Raw genomic sequence first — 19,979 nt, forward strand, 5'->3', positions numbered from 1 at the left:
TTCGACGAGACGATGTTGGCATGTTGCTAAAGACTGGGCACTGGGCGTCTGGCTGACCAGGTTTCCCCAAGCGCGTTGGCTTAAATCCGCAGGGTCTCTCAGTTTGGCGGCGTCCCACATCGTCACCCATGCGGCGCACATGCATGGCAGAGAAGCGGGTACAACCCGCTCTCGCAAGGTCCCCATTCCGCACGACGAGACGATCTACAAGCTACGCAACCGTATCGAGCGCTGCTTCAACAAGCTCAAGCACTTCCGCCGCTTCGCCACTCGATATGACCGACGGGCAGTCTACGTCCTCGCCTTCGTCCAGCTCGCCGCAATCTGCATCTGGCTCCGCTGAATGTGGATTCGTCCTAGCCGAGCGATCGAACGATCCTCCGCGCGATCTCGCGGATCGGCAGTCTAGGCTCGACTTAAGTCTGATCACATTGCGCACAAGCAGCATAGCAAGCCGCTCTGTCGGCATGCAGGTCCAATCCTTGAAAAAGCTGGACCTCGGAGCCAAAGCGGGCTTCTCACCCCGGACGCGTCATTCCGAAAGAGTCAAGAATGATTCCGGAATAGTGGGAGCGGGATCCGGACATATTACTGCGCATGCGGAAATCAAAGGCTCGGCCTACCGCGAACCATTCTGTTCCTTAACAAATCGACAAATTCTGGTTGGCATCCTTGTGGGTGCGATTCGAGCAATAGCTGATGGGGAAGCGCACCTAAGAGCATGGACATGGTCCTGGCTTGGGTCTCAAATCTAATGGCAAACTCTTGCGCCGAAATGCCCCGCTTTTCCCAATGCATCCTAAACCGCTGGAGGTGAGGACGGAGTTGTCGAGCGGATAGCGCATAGTCTCTGGAGATATGGTGCACGTTGACGCCAATGATACGCAGCATCAAACCGACCACAATTCCGGTTCGATCTTTTCCGAAGCTGCAGGATATGATGGTCGCTCGCGGTTCAGCGGAAGAAATCAGTTCAGCCAGCGCCTCGACGATATCAATCGCCTGTCGGAGCAGAGCGCGGGATGAATCCAAATAGTGGTTGGGGATAGGTCTTGTTACGCGAGAAAGAAAGCTTGGGTCGTCCATCGGCATGCAAATTTCGGCGTGCGGCGATGCAGCAAGAGAGTGAGAAAGTCCCTGCCCCATCTCACCTCGATGCGGCCCCTTGCGGTAATCGAAGCGAAGTACAGGGTTAGGTTACCGGTCTGGAAACCGAGCCTCGTCCAGCCTAACTCTGCCCAATCGACGGTGGGAATTGGAAGCTCGGGGAACTCGATGAAGAGAGTTTCGATCTGAGCCGTGTCATAGGCGAAGCGCCGCCGTCCCTTCTTGCGCCACGCGATCAGCACATGTTTCGTCCCAGGCGCCAGCGCGAGCGCCGCGAGGGGATCGCTGACTTTCGTCGATCCGTCGTTTTTCCGGGCAAGATTGATGGCTGCGGCCGCAGCGGCGAACAGCTGCATCATTTCGTCACCGCCGGAGTTTGGGCCAGTGCCCCGCTTGAGGCCGCCTTGCTGAAGAAAGCAGATGGCCTGGTTGGTGATGACGTTCGGCCCCAACGGTGCGCCCGGCCGCACCGCATCGCGACCGTGGCGAGAGCCGCTCCGGCTGCCCGTCAACCCGGGCCGGGATAATCCCTGAGACGGATTTGTAAAGCCCGCCGATCGGGGACGACGTCGTCGAGATGTGCTATGTGTTGCCCGTTCGTCAGCACCAATCTTGCGACCAGGGCCCGGGTGCCGTCCACCACGAAGACGCCGCAATCAAAGTCATTCTCCTGCTGGCGTATGCTGGCGGGTTGCAGGGGGGCGCTTAGCCGCGCTGCGAGCATTGCAGCATGGCGGTCGTTGCCTCCCCATCGGGAGTCGTAGTGATAGGCAACCGGGCTTTGCCGGTTGCGACGATCAACGAGCAGCAGCGACCAATGGGTGCCGCGGAGTTCAGGATCCGAAACACTGGCATCGTTCACTGGCAGGAATAGGAAGTCGGCGGTATCGTTACCATTGAGATCAAGAACGATGCGCTGGAATTCGCCCTGCATTTCGCTCTCACAGCCCAAGCGTAGATGATAATGGGCCGTGAGGGGATTGACGATGCGCGTCCGGGCAGCGAGATTCGGATCAAGTTCCCGTAACTCCTCTCGCAGGAGCTCGTAGTCCCTTTGAATGTGCTGGTCGTTCAGCCTCTCCCTGGCGCCGAGCGTCCGCCCGCTGGGGTCGGAAGATGGGGGTTCCAACGCCCCGATCTGATCAGCGGAGGATGTACTCGGAAACGCCGGCGCAAAATGAGCATGATCTCGCAGTTGCTGCGGGGTGAATGGCATCGGATAGCCAGCGCCGGGGAAGAGATCTGACAACGTAGCTCCTGGAGGCAGAGCTGCCGGCTCAGGGAAATTGCGGTCCGACTGTGCGGACGGCAATGGCCACGCGGAGCTCCAGCCGGCAGGTACCTGTGCCGCGATCTGGTTCGCCTCGCGCCAAAGCTGCGACTGATCGCAACTTGCCAATTGCGGCTCGGTATAGTTTGGGAGCCGGCTTTCGCGGTGCTCCCATCCTCCGGGGGGCACGAGAGGCCCGATATCGGTGAGCGGCTGACGAGATGCTCCACCGGCCGAGGATCCGCCAGGATCGTGGACCGGCTGAATAATAACTTGTCTGCCTAGCGGATTGTTTACGGCCGGCTCCCACGCTCGGCTATCGAACGATGCCGTGTAGGGCCGAGTGTAACGAGACAAAGTCGTCGGCCACTGCGACGGCCTCGGTAGGAGCCCTGCTCTGTCCAGTGCTCCGATCAGGACGCCGGGGGCCGGTTGGGGGCAGAGATTGAATTGCGAGGGATCGAATTGCAGGGGAAGGAGATGTCCGAAATCACGCGGCGGCGGCCAAGCCGGTAGGGCGGCTGCCGGAGCGGATGATTGTTGCGACAGGCTTAAGGAAGACGGCATGCCTTCCCAAAAGTTCGCGAGGTCCCAACTGTCGGCGGGCAGCTGGCCAACTTGGTCCGCTTCCTGCCAGAGCTCCTCCGGATCGACATCTTGCAATGGCGAAAGGGCTGCCTGTTCTCCCATCTGCCAGGAGCCGACCGCGCCCGAAGCACCGTCCCCGAGGTTACTGTTGCCGGACTCACGCGTCATATCCAGGCCGATAGGCGGCGTAGTCGCTGTTCGCTGGTTGGAACGAGCTGCATCATCGATGATATGTCCGCCTTCTGCCGTGGAACCGTGATGTAGAGGCCCGCGATCAGCTAATGTGTTTGAGCCACGATACTTACGAAGCGCTTGCAAGGCGGCTCTCAGGTCGTAGGCACCCGGTGATACCCTGTCGGCGTGAGCGAGCAGCGAATCGTGATCGAGTGCAGTCATCGTTTGACCTGGCCCGAGAGATTTCGCCAACCTACGCAAAGCGCGATTATACCGTCGGGCAGTCTCGTCGCTCCACTCTTGGTGCCTAGCAGCTGCTTGGAGGGCCCGGTCGATGAGAATCTCGTCTGGACCATATGGCGTGTCAGGCTCGCGATGCCTCCGAAGGACCGGCAACGCGGAAGCCACATGCGGGTCTTTCCGAAAAAACGCTTCGGCGTGAGCGACCAAGGAAACATGATTGAGTGCATCAATGGTTTGGCCTCGCGCCCCGAGATGATTGCCCAATCGACGAAGAGCGCGAGTGTAAGCGCATGCTGTTCCTTCTGTTAGCTTCCCGCGCTTAACCTCAGCCTCGAGAGCCGACTTGATGAGGTTCCGGTCGTTGTCGGACAGATGAGGATGGTTAGAGGCTGGACGCGGCAGGAACCGTGCGATGGGAGCAGCACCCGCATCAATTGGTCCAAGCTCACGATATCTCCTAAGGGATGTCAACGCTGTGCCAACATGAGGGACATCCGAAAAAAACGCTTTGGCGTGAGCGACCAAGGAATCATGATCGAGTGCATCAATGGCTTGCCCTCCCGCCCCGAGATGATTGCCCAATCTACGAAGAACGCCAGCGTATTTGCGTGCTGTTCCTACTGTTAGCTTCCGGCGCACAACCCCGGCCGCGAGAGCCGAGCTGATGAGGTTCTGGTCGTTATCGGACAGATGAGGATAGTCAGGGTTTGAGCGCGGTGGGCGGCCCCCTTCGATGGGAGCAGCACCGCCTTGGCGCTCCTCGGCCAAGTGCTGCTCAGAGTCCTCGTGCGAGACCTGATCTACCGCTCCTGGCGCGGCCGGCTCTGCCTGTTGCTGCAACATGGCGTCGTACGCCTGCAGCCAACCTGGATCGACTGGATCGAATGGATCGAAATTGTCTGGGTCCACGCCAATCTCCCGCGTCCGAAGCTAGATCGTAGCAAGTTCTCAACCTCAGCGCCAAAAGCGGGAGGGGGTGAATTTGATTAGGATAGGGCGACAGACTCGCACGATCGCGGGCGATGACTTGGATCCCTGGCGGGCGCTTCAGCCAGCTGCACTGGGGTGGCTCCATTCACCGACAGGCCCACATTCGCACAGACCATAGAATTTCTGACCTACCAAAGCTGGGCGGCGGCGATCAGGGTGAGCACACTCCGTCTCGTCTTCTTCGTCATCATCCGCTCTATACTAGCTGTTAGCTGCTCTATGTAACGGGCCATCTCGCTTTGTCTTTGAATGGCCGCAGCCTTCCAGATGTTATCGAGCGAGCACGTTACCCCAATTCGCTCGTTGACGCGCGCAGCAGTGCCTCCAGTTTACGCCCACCTTGCTCGATCGCCTCAGACCAATAACCGAACCGTTCCTGCGCGACGACTTCGAACGACGGGTACCACAGTGGCTTTCCGCCAGCCTGGGCCCAATACCAGGGATAACCGCATGGCACGAAAACCACGCCGGGGACTCCGAGTGCTCCGGCGATATGGACGGCGAAGCTGTCGGGCCCAACCACGGCGTCGAGATTGGCGATCGCTGCGATCAATTCCGCAGGGCGCTCGATATGCACACCGGCATCGATCGGGTGACGCCATCGCTTCATGTCGTGGCGTTGCGCTCCACTCATCAAGCTGATCGGCGTGACGGAGTGTGGAATCACAGCGGCAACCTGCTCCATCGATAGGCCGAGAGCGCCGCTCTCCCATAAGATTCCTACCAACGGCCTTGCGAACACGGTCAAAGCATCGCGCCACTTGGCGAATAGCTCGGCATCGGGACGCAGGTACGGAACGCCATCTGCAATGGTGCCGGCGTCGATCGACAGAATGCGCAATAGCGATTGCAACGGCGTAGCTGAGAGTCCACGCCTCGGCTCGTCCATAATCACCGGCTCAGCGAGGCGGGCAAGAAGAGCCTGATAACGTGGCTCCGCGACCACATGCACATCTTGCTGGCTAGTCAGCCGGCGCAAGAGGCGAACGAGCGCCACGAACTCGAGTGCGCCGGTCGTCGGGGGGGCGAGTATCCGCGTCACAGGCTCTAAGGCGGTCGGGTCGGGTGACGGGAAGCGACCGAGCGTCAGTTCGAGCGTTTTCTGTAAAGACTTCGCTGCTTCATTCTCTGGCAGCGCCTGCGCGACGCGGTCGACAAGCTTGAGGGCTTCATCGAACCGGCCAACGAGTTGCAGGACACGCACCAGAGCAATCGCGGCGGAGTGGTCCGTTTTTTGAGCGCGAACGAATTCCGTCAGTTGCGCAATGCCTCGGTCCATTTCACCCTTGGCAATCGTAACGCGGGCCAAGATTTCGTGGGCGCCAACATGAGCCGGCGCATAGGCCAGTAACTTCTCGCAGGTCGTCTCCGCTTGCGACCAGCGCCCTGTTGCGGCGCGGCAATAAGCCAGATGTAACAGGCCGTCTGTATCGAGTGGGGCGCGCAGATGCGCGCGTTCGGCAAGGTTGAGCGCCTCGTCGAATCGGCTTCGTTCGAGCATAAGTGCCGACAAATGGCCCAGCGCATCAGGATCGTCTGGAGCAATCTCGAGCGCACGAAGCAGGACAGTCTCAGCCGACGAGCTGTGGCCCAAGGCGAACTCGATGGCTCCGAATTGAAGGAGAGCGCGCGTATTGCCTGGCTCGTTGTCGACAACCGTCTCCGTCATCGCGCGAGCATCCGTAACGTTGCCGCGGCTCAACAGGGCTCGAGCGAGCGCTAGCTTAATCGCTCCGTTGCGCGGGGCGAGAGCAACCGCGCGTTCGAGGCAGATCATCGCCTCCTCAGCGCGGCCGAGCAATTGGTGGGCGATACCGAGATTGGTGATGAGGCTCGCGTGTTCGGGGTAAATGGTCGCCGCTTCAGCCAGCATATCGAACGCAAACTCGGTCTGTCGCCGTGCAAGCGCCAATGTGGCCCTTGCATTGAGCGTGTCCGGATCGCTTGTGGCAGGGATCTCCTCCAGTAGCGCTTCCGCCTCCTCGATACGGCCGGCGGCAATAAACTCATGGGCTGTTTGAACCCGGTCTTGCCAGCTCGGAGTGGACATGCCAGCGGACGGCATCGGCTACGCAACCGTGACGCGTTTGTCGTCGAGACTGAGATCGTGATCGCCATTCTTGCTCTCTGGTCAGCTACAGGAAGATTGTCTGGTCCTTTTGTATGACTTCCTTCTTACCGGTGCGGGACATGTTCTCTGCTGCCTGGATAACAAGCTCGTGCTGCGCCGTGCTTAACTTGCCCTGCCTCACATCTCTTTCTGTAACGGACACGCTGGTCTTGCAGATCTTGCTGTCGCGGCCGACCACCTTCAGGTCTTCAACGGGCACGTATTTGAAACTGCTTGTCTTGAGAATTGTTTGACTACTATCTGCCGACTTGAAGTCGGGTCCAAAAACACACTTAGTCGACTTGCCGATCACTTGCTTGGCCGAGCAGAATGAAAGCGAAGCAAAGGCAGTTGCACTCTGTTCCGAGCAGGCGTCGGTAACCCGGTCGCCAGTATCGACTTCTACATAGGCGGACAGGAAGCGAAGCGCATCTTGGACCGAGGCGCGGGCCCGGCAGGCCTTCTTAGAAACCTTAGATGGTGGGCTGATCGTCTCCGAGTTCTCGTCATTTGGTCAAAAGACCCAACATGCGCGGCCTTATAACAACGCGCGTGAAACCTGCCGAGAAACGAATTTCGTTGCGCCAATATTTCTCAAGCGTGACGGACTTTCAGTCTCACTATGCGAACGCGTCTTTGTGTCACATACCAAGTTTGGTGGGCAGCAATTCAACTCAAACGTTTCGTAAATTGCTGCTCCTAACTGCAACGATTTGATCGTCGGGGCAGCCGCGTTGTATTCCAGCGGCACCTTCATTGGCTCGGAGGCCGCTCGAGCGACCGGATAGGAGACCGCTTGGGAGCTTGCGGCTACCGCCGAAAAGTACAAGCCATTCTGTCTTCCAAAAACCGGTGCTTCGTTGGCCTTGGAAGCTGCCCTCTCGAAACGAAGCTGTCGGTGCACCGAGCGGTGGATGAGCACATTTATCCTGCCGGTCAGGGCGGGCCTCGGTGGTTCGAGCCTGCACGCCGTGTTTGGTACCGCCCCGCGGCGCACGCGTGACACCGTCGAATCCAGTCGGGTGTCAGGCCGTACATCGGCGATCACCTTCAAGTTGATCGACGGCCCGGGGTAAACCGCAGATCAGACGGGGATGACTTGTGAATCTCGTTGTCGTGTCTAATCGGGTTGCCTCTGGCGACGTCAATGAACCCAAGACAGGAGGGCTTGAGACAGCGCTACTTCCCATGGTGCAACAATCCGGAGCAATTTGGGTAGGGCCCTCGCGCTTATCGGAGGTTGGCCGAAATAACAATCCGTCCGTCACGGCACTCGGCGAAGGTAGGCTCGTGAGGGTCGATCTGCCTGCTGAGGATTATCGACGCTATTATGAGGGCTTTGCCAACTCGGCACTATGGCCGGCATTGCATTCGCTGACAGACAAGATCTCCTTCTCGGATGACGATTATGTTAGCTATCGCAAAATTAACGCCTTCATGGCGGACGCGCTGTTCGACTACAGGGACCGCGACGCGTTCTGGGTGCATGATTATCATTTTCTCTCGCTTGGCGCTGAGCTGCGTGATCGGAGCGTCGACCGGCCAATCGGCTTCTTCCTGCACACGCCATGGCCGGCGCCCAACGTGCAGCTGGTGCCGCATCATCGCGAACTGACCGAGTTGATGCTTGCGTACGATGTGATCGGCTTCCAGACCGACGAGGACCGGCAGAATTTCCTTGCCTGTGTCCTTGCCGATCTCCAGCTCACGCCCAGCGAAGATGGCGTCGTAACCTCACCTGGTCGAGGCGTGACGAGGTGCCAAGTGTTCCCGATAGGCATAGATACAGACAAATTTGCACAGCACGCTGCAGACGCGGACGCGAATGCCGATGTCGCGTCGCTATTGGACGGTCTCGATCGCGAGAAGCTTGCCGTCGGTGTCGACCGGCTCGACTACACCAAGGGTCTCGACAATCGCGTACGGGCTTTCGGGTGCCTTTTAGGGAAAGAGCCGCGCAGTATCTCGCTGTTGCAGATCGCCACTTCCTCACGATCCAGCATCCAGAGCTACAGCGACTATCAGAACGATGTTATGTCTCTTGTCGAAGACGTCAATGCGCGCCATGGCGCGGACGGATGGAAACCGATCCGCTACGAGACGACGCCTGCCAGCCAGGCCGTACTCGCGGGTCTCTACCGCGCCTCACGTGTTGGGGTGGTGACGCCGCTGCGTGACGGGATGAATCTGGTGGCGAAAGAATATGTCGCCGCGCAGGATCCCCGAGATCCCGGCGTGCTGGTTCTGTCCAAATTTGCTGGCGCGGCCAAGGAACTCGATGCCGCACTGCTCGTCGATCCCAACGACGTCGAAGGTATGTCCGAGACGATTTCGAAGGCGATCAAGATGCCGCAGACCGACCGCATCTCGCGCTGGCAAGACATGATGGCGAAGCTTCGAGCCTATCCCATCACGCAATGGACCGCGGACTTCATTGCGGAGCTGGAGAAAATTCGGACCGAGAAGCTTGGGGGGACAGAGCCCGCGCGATGTGCGGCAGCTCAGCGGTTCGAAACGGAGGGCCGAATTTCAACTACGCGGCGGTGCGAGCCATTTGGACCCGCCGCATTTGTCACGTCCGGCGTTCGGTGTGCGCGCCAGGAGGCTAGATTATGACTTCACGCACATCGTCGGCTTGGGCTGGAATCACCGTCCTCAACCGGCTCCGGATGTCCTACTCGGCGCGCTGTATAGAGTGGACGCTTTCCCGACGCCGGTCCTGCCGACGACAAATTTTTACATCCACGGTCATCCCTACATGGCGCAGTTGGTTGGAGGGATGAGGGAGATGACCCCTAACAATCCGCGGGGTATCAACGTTATTCTCATACCTCGATTTAAGGGCGGCTGAACGGCGCCTGGACCGCAAACCGTCCCTAAGGGTTTAACGGCCGTAGCTTAAACACTCTGGCTGGTCGACGGGTAGGCCAAATCTCGAGCCGAAGGAATCGGTTGTGATTTCTTGCTGAGCATCTTCTTCGCGAGGACTCGTAAACTCCATTGGGGTGACGAGATAGCTGTCGCGCCCGCTGCAGCCAACGGCAACCGAAGGTCGCTCGGAAATAGTTCTTCATCGGCGCGACCCCAGGGGCGCGATGGACCGGCAGGCAGCCGGCAATCATCCGTTCGGGCTCGGCCGCGTCCCCGTGATCGGAGCTTGGATCAATGCTCTCGACGGACCAGCGAGGCACCACCAGGATAGGTTGCGATTTTAAATCAGCGCCCCCGCAAGGGCCCGCGCTGGCGAAGCTAGTCCGTGCGTTCATCTTGCAAGATATCCTTGGCCCCTTTAGCGCTTCCTAATCTTCCGGGTCCGCATGATCAAACCAAGAGCCTGGAGGATAGGCGGCGATCCGCTTGGCAAAAAACGACCGCGGCTCCCAGGTTTGTCCTTCGCTCTTCTCGAAAACGATGACTCCGCCACGGGTCAGATAGATAGGCCCTGGAATATCGCAGTTCACCATGATCAGAATGCGCCACAGATTGCTTTTTGCGGCATCTTTGTCATCGGTCTTTTGCAGGTAGTCGAGCCCGACCGGATCGCTGATAGTGCACCGGCCGTGCCGCAGAAGATCGCCCAACCTGCCTTGAGCGGTCATCACAAAGTTGAAGTTGACGGGATCATGCAGAAAGCGGAGGTTCACCGCGCGTTCGCCTTCTGCGACTTCGGTGGCGATCAGCGAGAGTGCGAATGCCTTCCAACCCAATTCTATCGGCTTTGCATAGGGCGATTCAACCTTGAGCGTTCCATCGGACGCAACTTTCCAGGTAATGGCATATTCGGCTGCCTTTTGGTTCCGATATTTGACCCACGAAAAGAACACATACTCGCTGCCGTCATTGGCTTGAGCGACTCCCCATCTCCTCGGAACGAAATGCGCCACCTTCGAGACATTGGCGATGATTTGCTCGACAGTCTCGCCGTCCTGCGCTCGCCAAGTTGACTTGACGTTGTCGATAAGTGCGATCGTGTCCGCACAGGCACTGCCGCTCGTGACGGCCAGTTCCCCCAGGTACGCCAGCACTAGACAGAGACAGAACCAAAGCACGCGCCTTTCAGTCTTTTTCTTCATCATCGCGCCTTGGCCCTAATCTTCGTCAGTTCGATGTCAAGCTCGTCTTCTGCTGAAGCTCGAACCCGCCAAACCGAATGCAGCGTAGTTTAGCCTGCGACCGGAGCGATTCCGGCCACCATTGGATCAATCTGTATTCCCGAAAAGATCCGCGATGCCACCTACCAGGAATGGTTGGGTGCCTATTCCGAATCCTTCAGTGCAGGCGAGTGCGAAGTTTTGGACGAAGAGGGAGATTCAGTCACCGGACTGATTTTGGCCTAATTGGGCTTTGATTAAGACTCGGTCACGAAGTACGTGAAGTGCAAAAGTATTTCGGATCGTTGCCACGTACTTTCGCCTCGCATCGCTCGCTCATTTGGGGATTAAGCCTGTTGTTATGCAATGCACAGCGCAACATATGATCGGCTACTTGGAAGATAGCGAAGTCGGACTCGAAGCTAGGGCCATTCTCGCAGACACAGGCAATGTTCTCAGAAGCCGCGGTTGTTCTGAGATAGCTCGCTCGATCTTTGAAACATTAGTTGATCATCAAGGGGAGAACCAAGCGTCGTTTGAGGGAGGTGCGCCGTCCGCGACTTCACACATCCCAGCTGAACGTAAGGCGGTTGAGTGTCTATGTCGCGATATCTTGCAGGATACCAACGAGAAGGCAGTAGAGCTATCGAACCGACCGACCGATGTCGATCTCTTGCTCAAGCTGTTTGGGTCGCGAGGGTTGGAGCCGCCTCGAGCGTGAGAATGTTTAGCGCCGTTCGAGCGCCCCCTTCACGGCAGGCATCGTCCTGTTCGACGACAAGGTGGTCGAGAGAGCGCCGATTCTGGGTCGCATGCGCGGCTGGTCGCGGGATCGGGTCCGCGCCGAGCGCATGGGGTGAACGGTGTCGGTGGTGCGTCAGATGCAGCGCGAGGACGTGACCGCGCCGTAGATTATGCCTGGCATAGTCCAACGCGAGGAGAGCTTTGAGGTGCTGCATCGCGACCGTGGCGAGAGCCGCTCCGGCTGCCCATCAACCCGGGCCGTGATAATTCCTGAGACGGATTTGTAAAGCCCGCCGATCGGGGACGACGTCGTCGAGATGTGCTATGTGTTGCCCGTTCGTCTGCACCAATCTTGCGACCAGGGCCCGGGTGCCGTCCACCACGAAGACGCCGCAATCAAAGTCGTTCTCCTGCTGGCGTATGCTGGCGGGTTGCAGGGGGGCGCTTAGCCGCGCTGCGAGCATTGCAGCATGGCGGTCGTTGCCTCCCCATCGGGAGTCGTAGTGATAGGCAACCGGGCTTTGCCGGTTGCGACGGTCAACGAGCAGCAGCGACCAGTGGGTGCCGCGGCGAGCAGGATCCGAAGCACTGGCGTCGCTCACTGGCATGAACAGGAAGTCGGCTGTATCGTTACCATCCACATTTACAATGCGCTGGAAGGCGGCGAGCATCACGCTCGCCGACCCCAGGCGCAGTTGATAATGGGCGATGAGGGGATCGACGAGCCGCGTCCGGGCGGCGAGGTCCGGATTGTTCTGCTGCAAGTCCTGCATCAGCAGTTCGTAATCCCGCTGGATATGCTGGTCACCCAGCCATTCCCTAGCCCGGAGCACCCGCCCGCTGCGATCGGGGGACGGCGCTTCCAACGCATCGGAGGATGTACTCGGAAACGCCGGCGCAAAATGAGCATGATCTCGCAGTTGCTGCGGGGTGAATGGCATCGGATAACCAGCGCCGGGGAAGAGATCTGACAACGTAGCTCCTGAGGGCAGAGCTGCCGGCTCAGGGAAATTGCGGTCCGACTGCGCGGACGGCAATGGCCACGCGGAGCTCCAGCCGGCAGGTACCGGTGCCGCGATCTGGTTCGCCTCGCGCCAAAGCTGCAACTGATCGCAACTTGCCACTTGCGGCTCGGCATAGTTTGGGAGCCCGCTTTCGCGGTGCTCGCATCCTCCGGGGGGCACGAGAGGCCCGATATCGGTGAGCGGCTGACGAGATGCTCCACCGGCCGAGGATCCGCCAGGATCGTGGACCGGCTGAATAATAACTTGTCTGCCTAGCGGATTGTTTACGGCCGGCTCCCACGCTCGGCTATCGAACGATGCCGTGTAGGGCCGAGTGTGAGGATAGAAATTCATCGACCACTGCAACGGCCTCGGTAGGAGCCCTGCTCTGTCCGGTGCTCCGTTCAGGACGCCGGGGGCCGGTTGGGGGCCGAGATTGAATTGCCAGGGATTGAATTGCAGGGGAAGTAGATGTCCGAAATCACGCGGCAGCGGCCAAGCCGGTAGGGCGGCTGCCGGAGCGGATGATTGTTGCGACAGGCCCAAGGAAGACGGCATGCCTTCCCAAAAGTTCGCGAGGTCCCAACCGTCGGCGGGCGGCTGGCCAGCTTGGTCCACTTCCTGCCAGAGCTCCTCCGGATCGACAGCTTGCAATGGCGAATGGGCTGCCTGTTCCCCCATCTGCCAGGAGCCGACTGCGCCCGAAACACCGTCCCCGAGGCTATTGTTGCCGGACTCACGTATCAGGCCGATAGGCGGCGTAGTCGCTGTTCGCTGGTTGGAACGAGCTGCATCATCGATGATATGTCCGCGTTCTGCCGTGGAACTGTGATGTGGAGGCCCGCGATCAGCTAATGTGTTTGAGCCGCGATACTCACGAAGCGCTTGCAAGGCGGCTCTCAGCTCAGTTGACCTCTTAGCGTGAGCGATCAGGGATTCGTGATCGAGTGCAGTGATCGTTTGACCTGGCCCGAGAGATTTCGCCAAATTGCGCAAAACCCGATAATACCGCCGGGCAGTGTCCCTGGTCCACCCTCGGCGCCTAGCAGCTGCTGCCCGGATGGCCCGGTCGATGAGAATCTCGTCTTCCACAGAGACAACTGGACCATATGGCGTGTCAGGCTCGCGATACCTCCGAAGGACCGTCAACCCGGGAACCACATACCGGTTATCCCGAAAAAACTCTTTTGCGTAGGCGACCAAGGAATTGTGATCGAGTGCATCAATAGTTTGCCCTCGCTTCCCGAGATGATTGCCCAATTGACGAAGAGCGTTAGCGTAAGTGCGTGCTGTTCCTTCTGTTAGACGCTCGCACGCATTCTCGACAGCCGAGCTGATGAGGTTCCGGTCGTTGTCGGACAGATGAGGATGGTTAGGGGCTGGACGAGCAGGGACTCCAGCGACGGAAGCAGCCCCCACAGGAAAATCAATTCGTCGACGTTTGTTATGTGGGGTGTCAGGCTCGCGATACCTCCGAAGGACCGTCAACGCGGAAGCAACATTCTGGACATCCCTAAAAGACGCTTTGGCGTGAGCGAGCAGGGAATCATGATCGAATGCACCAATCGTTTGGCCCCGCTCGCCGAGGTGATTCCCCAATCTACGAAGAGCGTTAGCGTAAACGTATTTTGTTCCTTCTGTCAGCTTCCTGTGCCCAACCTCGGCCTCGAGAGCCGAGCTGATGAGGTTCTCGTCGTTATCGGACAGATGAGGATAGTTGGGGTTTGAACGCGGTGGGCGGCCCCCTGCGATGGGAGCAGCATCGCCTTGGCGCTCCTCGGCCAAGTGCTGCTCAGAGTCCTCGCGCGCGACCTGATCTACCGCCCCTGGCGCGGCCGGCTCTGCCTGTTGTTGCAACATGGCGTCGTACGCCTGCAGCCAACCTGGATCGAATGGATCGAAATTGTCTGGGTCCACGCCAATCTCCCGCGTCCGAACTCAGATCGTAGCAAGTTCTCAACCTCAGCGCCAAAAGCGGGAGGGGGTTGAATTTGATCAGGATAGGGCGACAGTCCCGCACGATCGCGGGCGACGACTTGGATCCCTGGCCGGCGCTTCAGCCAGCTGGGCTGGCTCCATTCACCGACAGGCCCACATTCGCACAGACCGTAGAATTGCGGACCTACCAAAGCTGGGTGGCGGCGATCAGGCTAAGCACACGCCGTCTCGTCTTTTTCGTCATCATCCGCTCCATCTAGCTGTTAGCTGCTCTATGTGATGGACGGGGCCCGTTGATCACTTCCCAGTTACTATCCAGCATAGTACCCGCCAAATAGAAACGCCCAGCAAAATGCCGAGCGTGTCTACTAGCGGTTGTTCAGCAGAGCGTGTCACCGGGCTTTCTTTTGGACCGTCTCATGGCCTTCATTCCGATCCAGGAAACTCGAAGCTGATCTGCTGTTTTTCCGTCCCGCCAGCAGGATGCAAGCTAGACATGTTGTGGCCGCCTACAAGTTCTTGTAGTTGACCAATGCGCCGTTGTTCGGGCCGGATCGCTCTCACGATGGCGCCCCCGAGGGGCATCAAGCGCAATCAGACCGTCAAGAAGGAGAGCCAACGTGATGTCGCCAATAGAAGCAATCGCTAGTTGGCTGGAAGCGCAAGATCTGGACCTGCAACTCGATGTCGCGTCATTCGCCTCATTCGTGATCTTCGAGGACGGCGACGTTTCCTCGCTTGGCATGCCGGACCAGCTCGAAGCGCTTCGTCAATGGTTGAACGGACCCGTATTGGAATCGCACGCCGCCGCAAGCCGTGCTCTGACCTTCCGTATCACTATGGATTTCTTCGTCGAGGGCAGAACGACGGGCTGCGGATGGAAACAAACCGAAGCGAAGCTGCGCAAATCCCTGGACGAGGCTAAGCGCGTCGGGAGATTCCCGACTGCACGCAAGGCGCAAAGGCTGCTTGAGTGTTTGCCCACACGACAAGAGAGATGGCATGAGGTGGCGCGATCCTGGAGTGAACTGGCTTCGACTCGCCTGACACTTGAGGCTCTCACTGACTGGAGCGATAAGCCCCCGGCCAGAAAAGTTATTTCAAGTGCCGTTGACTTTGGCCAATTTTTGAACTTGTTCATCTTGTGCGTGGAACCCTGAACATCGGATCGTTCTTTCTGTACTTTCCATCGCCACGTCACCAACCGAGTGGTGTGGTCGTCGCGGGCCGCGGCAGGCCACCTGCTGCTCCTGCTGATCCAGGTCTTCGTGCCGGCCGGCGAGGCGGCGATCGCCAGGTCGCCCAACGCGTTTCCAATCAAAAGTCCCATGACCACTGGAGATAGCTCTGCCGGCGCGACGATCATCGAGAATCCTGCGAAAGGCGTATAGATGGCTGGGGCGATCCATTTCCTGTTCCTGACTGAGCGCCTGCCCGCGACGCGAATGGCGTCGCGGGCTCCGGAAGGAGCTTCGATACCGGATGGCACGTTTTCATCAGATGCAACCCTCGATGATGCCGCCGTTCGAACTGCGCCGCTTTTGTTCGCCTTTCTCTGCGCTATGCAGGATAATCGTAGTGGCAAGGCTGTCCGATTAGTTGAGGGCTATTGCGGACAGCGAATTTGGGACGATGAGCCGGGTCCGCTGGACCGTAAGGGATTGTTTGGTAAGGGCCCGAGTCGGCGTTCGTCCGCGTCCGCCTGGTGAGTTACAGTCAGCGGGAAGAGACAAACCCGAGGTGACCGATGCGCCCCCAGGTTGATCCAGAACCGGCATATGAGCTCGAGCCGCTGGATGTCGCCGAGCTCATGGACCGTCTGGCGACGCCTTCGGCGCTGCCTGACGCGCTGAATGGCTATGTCAGAATCTTGACCGAACGCGGCGGGTTTCTTTTCAACTACCGCGATCAGCTCAGGAATCCCGGTTTGGATAGTCTGCGCGTTGTCGCTTGGGTGGTGGGGACAGGTGCTACCGGATGGTGGCTCTTCTTCGAGAGCTCGGTGCCGTGGCTGTGGTGCATTGCCGGTCTAGTCATCGCCGGCGTTGTCATTTGGCTACTGGCCTTCTGGAAGATTTCGATCCGGCACAGCATAGAAATCCACCCCGACGGCATGATCGTCGATGGTCGTTTCTTCTCGGCCGACCTGATCGGCGACAACTGGCCTCAGTTTCAGATGAAGGGCGACGATCCCAACCGCCTGGTGCTGTGCGGCATCTACGGCACGCGGTTCATCGAATACGCGGCGGCGAACCGTATTGGTAAAAACGACCGTATGCCCGAGACCCTGGCGAAAGATCTCGAGATCGCGATGGACCAATTGTGGGGCCGCCGCGATGCGATCTTCGCAGCGGAAAATTGAGATCAGGGTGCTCGAACATCCACGCGAGCGCAGATGCGCTCCGCGTTCTCGCGGATGCGTGCGACTTCGTCATGCGACAGCCGCATCGCGGCCGCTGGCGCCTGGCCCTTCATCAGAAGCAACTGTCCCTGGTGCTCGCGCGCAAACGCCCTTTCAAGCTCCCAGGGGGTTATCAGCTTGTCGAGCCGCTTGGCGGCGTAGTCAATCGTTTCACCGTCGCCATTGGCGAAGAGTTGAACAAGCCCGGCGTTGCCTAGAAATGACGACCAGCCCTTGTAGTTGATCTGCAGCTGTTTGACGTCCTGCGCGATGTAATGGGGCATAATCCCGAACGACGGGAAATAAGCCGCCGCCTGCTCGGCAATCTTGAACGTTCCCAATATCGGAAATTCCTCAAGATAAAGATGATCGGGAGCCAATCGCGGGGATAGTTGCCCATGCCTTCGAGAACCGTACAGGCGAGTTGAACGATGAGCCTGAAGGCCCGAAAGTGACGTTCCATTCTGCCGACCGGAAGGCACAGGAAGATCGTGGTAGGCCGCTCCGCGCGGAGCATCGAAAGACGAAAATCCGAGTGCCGCAATGTCTTGCGCAGCAATAGGCTGTCGAGAAAATCCGTGTGAACCGATGCGGTCGATAGCGTGCTCCCCAATTCGCCCGGAGGAGTCTCCAGAAAGCGCCGCCCTTTTTCCGAAACCACGCCACCAAACCTGTCTCCTACCATCAACATTTTCTTGAACAAGAGCTCGACCGCGTCCGAATGTGCACGGAAGTGGTTCTTTCGCTCTTCGTCAGTGGCGCCGGCCAGCCTTCGCTGGCGGGCTATCCCAGCCGCTTCAACCAAAGGCGGGTAGGTAAGGCTGAGCAACTGGCGGACGGTGATGAGGTTTCGTTCGCTCTTTGAAAAGGTGAGGGCAAGCAGGATCAGCCCCTGCAGCAGCGCCCGAGCGTTATCGTTGAAGTGTTTGGCATTGCCATCGCCGCCCTCCGGCACGAGCGCATTGGTGATCGACATTACGTCGTCGATGACGGCAGGATCCTCGGGATCAAGCTCGTCCAACGGATTAAAGGACGCGCTCTTCTCGCCCGTCTGGCCAAACGGGTCCCACACAAAGACATTATGTCCCATTGCGCGCCGATACTGCGCCGCCCGCGAGAGCTCGCCCTTCGGATCGAGGATCAGCATCGAGCCCGAGTAAAGATAGAGATTGGGCTCGAGCACCGTCGAGGTTTTTCCTGCACGCGTGCCCGCCAGCGTGACAATGGGACGATCGTCAAGGTGGCCGAGGAAAGTGTCGCCGACCTTGCCGATCACCAGCTTTCCAAATTCCCAGCGATAGCCCATGAGCTCGCCTGGCGACATCCAATAGTTGATGCGCTCACGATCCTCTTGAAGCCGCGCGATCGGAACGCCTCGCGGCAAGCGCTTCTCGAACAGCGCACGCGACGTCTCGTCAAATCGCGGCAGTCCTGGATAAGCCCGCAAGGCCTCGTGGTCCGTCGGTACGCCCCACCTTCTGAATTCGCTCGTGAACAACACCATCGCAGTCCTCCGCACCGGATCAGTTTGGATAGCGTGTCCGTCGTCCGAGGTCTGCCGAAACCTTTGGGAATCCTTGAAGGCTCACCTGGTTGGCGGTTCTTCATGGCCGTTTCCTTACGTGAAGTCCCGCGGGGCTTGATGATTGCAGTTCTAGGGCCGCCGCCGGCGCGAAGAGGCGTCAAGCGCTTTTCCCCATAGCGAAGACGCGGTTGCGCTGAAGAACGCGCAGACCGCGTTTCGTTCCGGGTCCCGTCCAAAGCGCTTGACGCGCGCCGGTCGCCGTCCCTGGACGAACCGCATCAAGCCCCATGTCGGGGCTTACTAACAGAAAGGATAATCCCATGAGCAACAGGCAACCAACCTTCATCGCATTCAGCGTCAAGGAACGCGAAGGCAAGCCAACGATCTGGACCAAAATCGGAGCCGCATTCCCGCACGACAAGGGCGCAGGTTTCACGATTCAGCTCGACGCTCTCCCGGTCGGCGATCGCATCGTCCTGCGCGAGCCGCCGAAAGACGACAAAACCAAGGATGAAGAAGCAGCATAGCCGAGGTCGGCAACGGGGGCGCTCATTGAGCGCCCCTTACTGCAACACGTTACCAAAGGTGTTTTCTATTATGACGAAAGAAAAGCCCATCTGCTCCCACTGCGGCTCGGACGATGTGCAGGCGGACGCCTTCGCCGCCTGGAGCGTCGAGACGCAGGAATGGTTCCTGACCACTACCTTCGACAAGAACAGCGTGTGCGAGGACTGCGGCGGCGAATGCGCCCTCAAATGGGTCGAGGTGAAGGATGCTGACGCAAAAACCGACGGAGGGACGCCTTGAACCTGAAAACTTCCGCTCAACGCGCAAGCTTCTTGACAATGGCCGCCGGCAGGCGGCCATTAAGCGAACCTCCGCCCCAATCGACTTCATGCCAATTGTACTGCTTCCAGGGCGCGTTGCCATTGGCGCCCGCTGGCGCATTCGTGATTCGCTTCCAGCTAATGATTTTGACATGCAGCTCAGGAAAGGGCGCAGGATGACGGGAGGGGGGCGTCACCGCGCAAGTGGGCGCTTGCAACAAAAGATCATTGTTTCGCGGGCAGTCGAAGGACTCCAAAAAACTATTGGCCTCAATCAGCGTGTCCAGAACTTGATTGCCGTCAGTCCGATCGGTAGCCCCTCGGTCATTGCGGGATGCGAGTTTAAGGATGAGCGGCTTGGCCGCCGGTTCGGCAAACTGCCCGCACAAATCGGGAGCGACATGGGTCAGAGCATCCCGCTGGTTTGTCATGATTGGGCCAACACCCAGGCCGCCTATCGCTTCTTGTCCAATGAGCGGGTCAACGAGGCGGATATTCTTAGCGGTCATTTCGAGGCGACGCGGACGACAATGCAGTCCTGGTGATCGACGAGACCGGCTTTCTCAAGTAGGGCAAGGCCTCGTGCGGCGGCAATACGCTGGTTCTGCCGGCAAGATCACCAACTCCATGCCGTCCAGTCGCGCTGGCGACGCCACGCCTGGAAGTCCGCCTCCGTGCGCGTGGCTGCCAACTCCTGCCAAGCGGTCTCGAAACCTGAGCGGGCTTCTTCGAATGTCCCGGCGATCCGCCCCACATCTGTCACCCTCCCTCACAAGGGAGCCAGAAACTTCCGGCAAGGGGCGTCGGTACCGCGCTGATGCGCAAGGCCTCGACATTGGTGGCACTCCCCTTCGATCTAGCGGCATCATCATGCACACGAACGGCCGCTTCCCAAGCTACAGGAAGTGGTGGGTCGAACAGCCTTGACGCGCGGAGCTTGAAACACCCATGATCAGCGCTGGCGGGA

15 protein-coding genes and 2 pseudogenes are annotated in these 19,979 nt (G+C 59.0%); 9 read left to right on the plus strand and 8 right to left on the minus strand.

Annotated elements, in window-relative coordinates:
- Positions 1-193: 193 nt before the first annotated feature.
- Positions 194-343 (plus strand): annotated as a pseudogene (locus NLN62_RS25335) (IS5/IS1182 family transposase); the annotation flags it as partial.
- Positions 344-606: 263 nt separating this feature from the next.
- On the opposite strand, the gene NLN62_RS53585 reads toward NLN62_RS25335, so the two are convergent.
- Genes NLN62_RS53585 through NLN62_RS25350 form a run of 3 tightly spaced genes read right to left on the minus strand, consistent with a single transcriptional unit; the run spans position 607 to position 3,361 of the window.
- Positions 607-1,146 (minus strand): tyrosine-protein phosphatase, encoded by a 540-nt coding sequence (locus NLN62_RS53585; RefSeq protein ID WP_371933022.1) that lies wholly within the window; start codon positions 1,144-1,146, stop codon positions 607-609.
- The gene (locus NLN62_RS25345; RefSeq protein ID WP_371933023.1) at positions 1,056-1,559 is read right to left on the minus strand and encodes a hypothetical protein; all 504 of its coding nucleotides are present in this window, start codon (positions 1,557-1,559) and stop codon (positions 1,056-1,058) included. The genes NLN62_RS53585 and NLN62_RS25345 overlap by 91 nt, the downstream gene beginning before the upstream one ends.
- 56 nt (positions 1,560-1,615) lie before the next feature.
- Positions 1,616-3,361: a Ulp1 family isopeptidase gene (locus NLN62_RS25350; protein WP_254110623.1), complete on the minus strand. Its 1,746-nt coding sequence runs from the start codon at positions 3,359-3,361 to the stop codon at positions 1,616-1,618.
- Positions 3,362-4,132: 771 nt separating this feature from the next.
- Between NLN62_RS25350 and NLN62_RS25355 the strand changes: the two genes are divergently transcribed.
- Positions 4,133-4,372, plus strand: a complete 240-nt coding sequence (locus NLN62_RS25355) for a hypothetical protein (protein ID WP_254110624.1) — start codon at positions 4,133-4,135, stop codon at positions 4,370-4,372.
- A gap of 286 nt (positions 4,373-4,658) precedes the next feature.
- Here the strand turns inward: NLN62_RS25355 and NLN62_RS25360 are convergent, their stop codons facing one another.
- Both NLN62_RS25360 and NLN62_RS25365 read right to left on the minus strand, forming a co-directional pair.
- The gene (locus NLN62_RS25360) at positions 4,659-6,422 is read right to left on the minus strand and encodes a tetratricopeptide repeat protein (RefSeq protein ID WP_254110625.1); all 1,764 of its coding nucleotides are present in this window, start codon (positions 6,420-6,422) and stop codon (positions 4,659-4,661) included.
- Between the two features lie 85 nt (positions 6,423-6,507).
- Positions 6,508-6,795, minus strand: a complete 288-nt coding sequence (locus NLN62_RS25365) for a hypothetical protein (RefSeq protein WP_254110626.1) — start codon at positions 6,793-6,795, stop codon at positions 6,508-6,510.
- Between the two features lie 601 nt (positions 6,796-7,396).
- Between NLN62_RS25365 and NLN62_RS25370 the strand changes: the two genes are divergently transcribed.
- Together NLN62_RS25370 and NLN62_RS25375 are read left to right on the plus strand one after the other, a co-directional pair.
- Positions 7,397-7,558: a hypothetical protein gene (locus NLN62_RS25370; protein WP_254110627.1), complete on the plus strand. Its 162-nt coding sequence runs from the start codon at positions 7,397-7,399 to the stop codon at positions 7,556-7,558.
- 25 nt (positions 7,559-7,583) lie between these two features.
- Entirely contained in the window at positions 7,584-9,098 is a 1,515-nt protein-coding gene (locus NLN62_RS25375) for a trehalose-6-phosphate synthase (RefSeq protein WP_254110628.1), read from the plus strand.
- Between the two features lie 683 nt (positions 9,099-9,781).
- Here NLN62_RS25375 and NLN62_RS25380 read toward each other — a convergent pair.
- Both NLN62_RS25380 and NLN62_RS25385 read right to left on the minus strand, forming a co-directional pair.
- Positions 9,782-10,558 (minus strand): nodulate formation efficiency C protein, encoded by a 777-nt coding sequence (locus tag NLN62_RS25380; RefSeq protein ID WP_254110629.1) that lies wholly within the window; start codon positions 10,556-10,558, stop codon positions 9,782-9,784.
- A 1,007-nt stretch (positions 10,559-11,565) separates the two neighbouring features.
- Positions 11,566-12,291, minus strand: coding sequence for a Ulp1 family isopeptidase (locus NLN62_RS25385; RefSeq protein ID WP_254110630.1), 726 nt, complete (start codon positions 12,289-12,291; stop codon positions 11,566-11,568).
- Positions 12,292-14,882: 2,591 nt separating this feature from the next.
- On the opposite strand from NLN62_RS25385, the gene NLN62_RS25390 reads away from it, so the two are divergent.
- Positions 14,883-15,419, plus strand: a complete 537-nt coding sequence (locus tag NLN62_RS25390) for a hypothetical protein (protein WP_371933138.1) — start codon at positions 14,883-14,885, stop codon at positions 15,417-15,419.
- A 587-nt stretch (positions 15,420-16,006) separates the two neighbouring features.
- On the plus strand, positions 16,007-16,621 hold the full coding sequence (locus NLN62_RS25395) for a hypothetical protein (protein WP_254110632.1): 615 nt from the start codon (positions 16,007-16,009) through the stop codon (positions 16,619-16,621).
- 2 nt (positions 16,622-16,623) lie between these two features.
- Here the strand turns inward: NLN62_RS25395 and NLN62_RS53590 are convergent.
- A pseudogene (locus NLN62_RS53590) lies at positions 16,624-18,164 on the minus strand (type IV secretory system conjugative DNA transfer family protein).
- A gap of 341 nt (positions 18,165-18,505) precedes the next feature.
- Between NLN62_RS53590 and NLN62_RS25410 the strand changes: the two are divergent.
- The 3 genes from NLN62_RS25410 to NLN62_RS25420 all read left to right on the plus strand — a co-directional run bounded on the left by NLN62_RS25410 (position 18,506) and on the right by NLN62_RS25420 (position 19,557).
- Positions 18,506-18,712: a hypothetical protein gene (locus NLN62_RS25410; RefSeq protein WP_254110634.1), complete on the plus strand. Its 207-nt coding sequence runs from the start codon at positions 18,506-18,508 to the stop codon at positions 18,710-18,712.
- A 70-nt stretch (positions 18,713-18,782) separates the two neighbouring features.
- Entirely contained in the window at positions 18,783-18,992 is a 210-nt protein-coding gene (locus NLN62_RS25415; RefSeq protein ID WP_254110635.1) for a hypothetical protein, read from the plus strand.
- Entirely contained in the window at positions 18,958-19,557 is a 600-nt protein-coding gene (locus NLN62_RS25420; protein ID WP_254110636.1) for a transposase DNA-binding-containing protein, read from the plus strand. The genes NLN62_RS25415 and NLN62_RS25420 overlap by 35 nt, the downstream gene beginning before the upstream one ends.
- The last annotated feature ends 422 nt before the right edge of the window (positions 19,558-19,979 follow it).

This window comes from Bradyrhizobium sp. CCGUVB23, from assembly GCF_024199885.1.
Classification (GTDB): domain Bacteria; phylum Pseudomonadota; class Alphaproteobacteria; order Rhizobiales; family Xanthobacteraceae; genus Bradyrhizobium.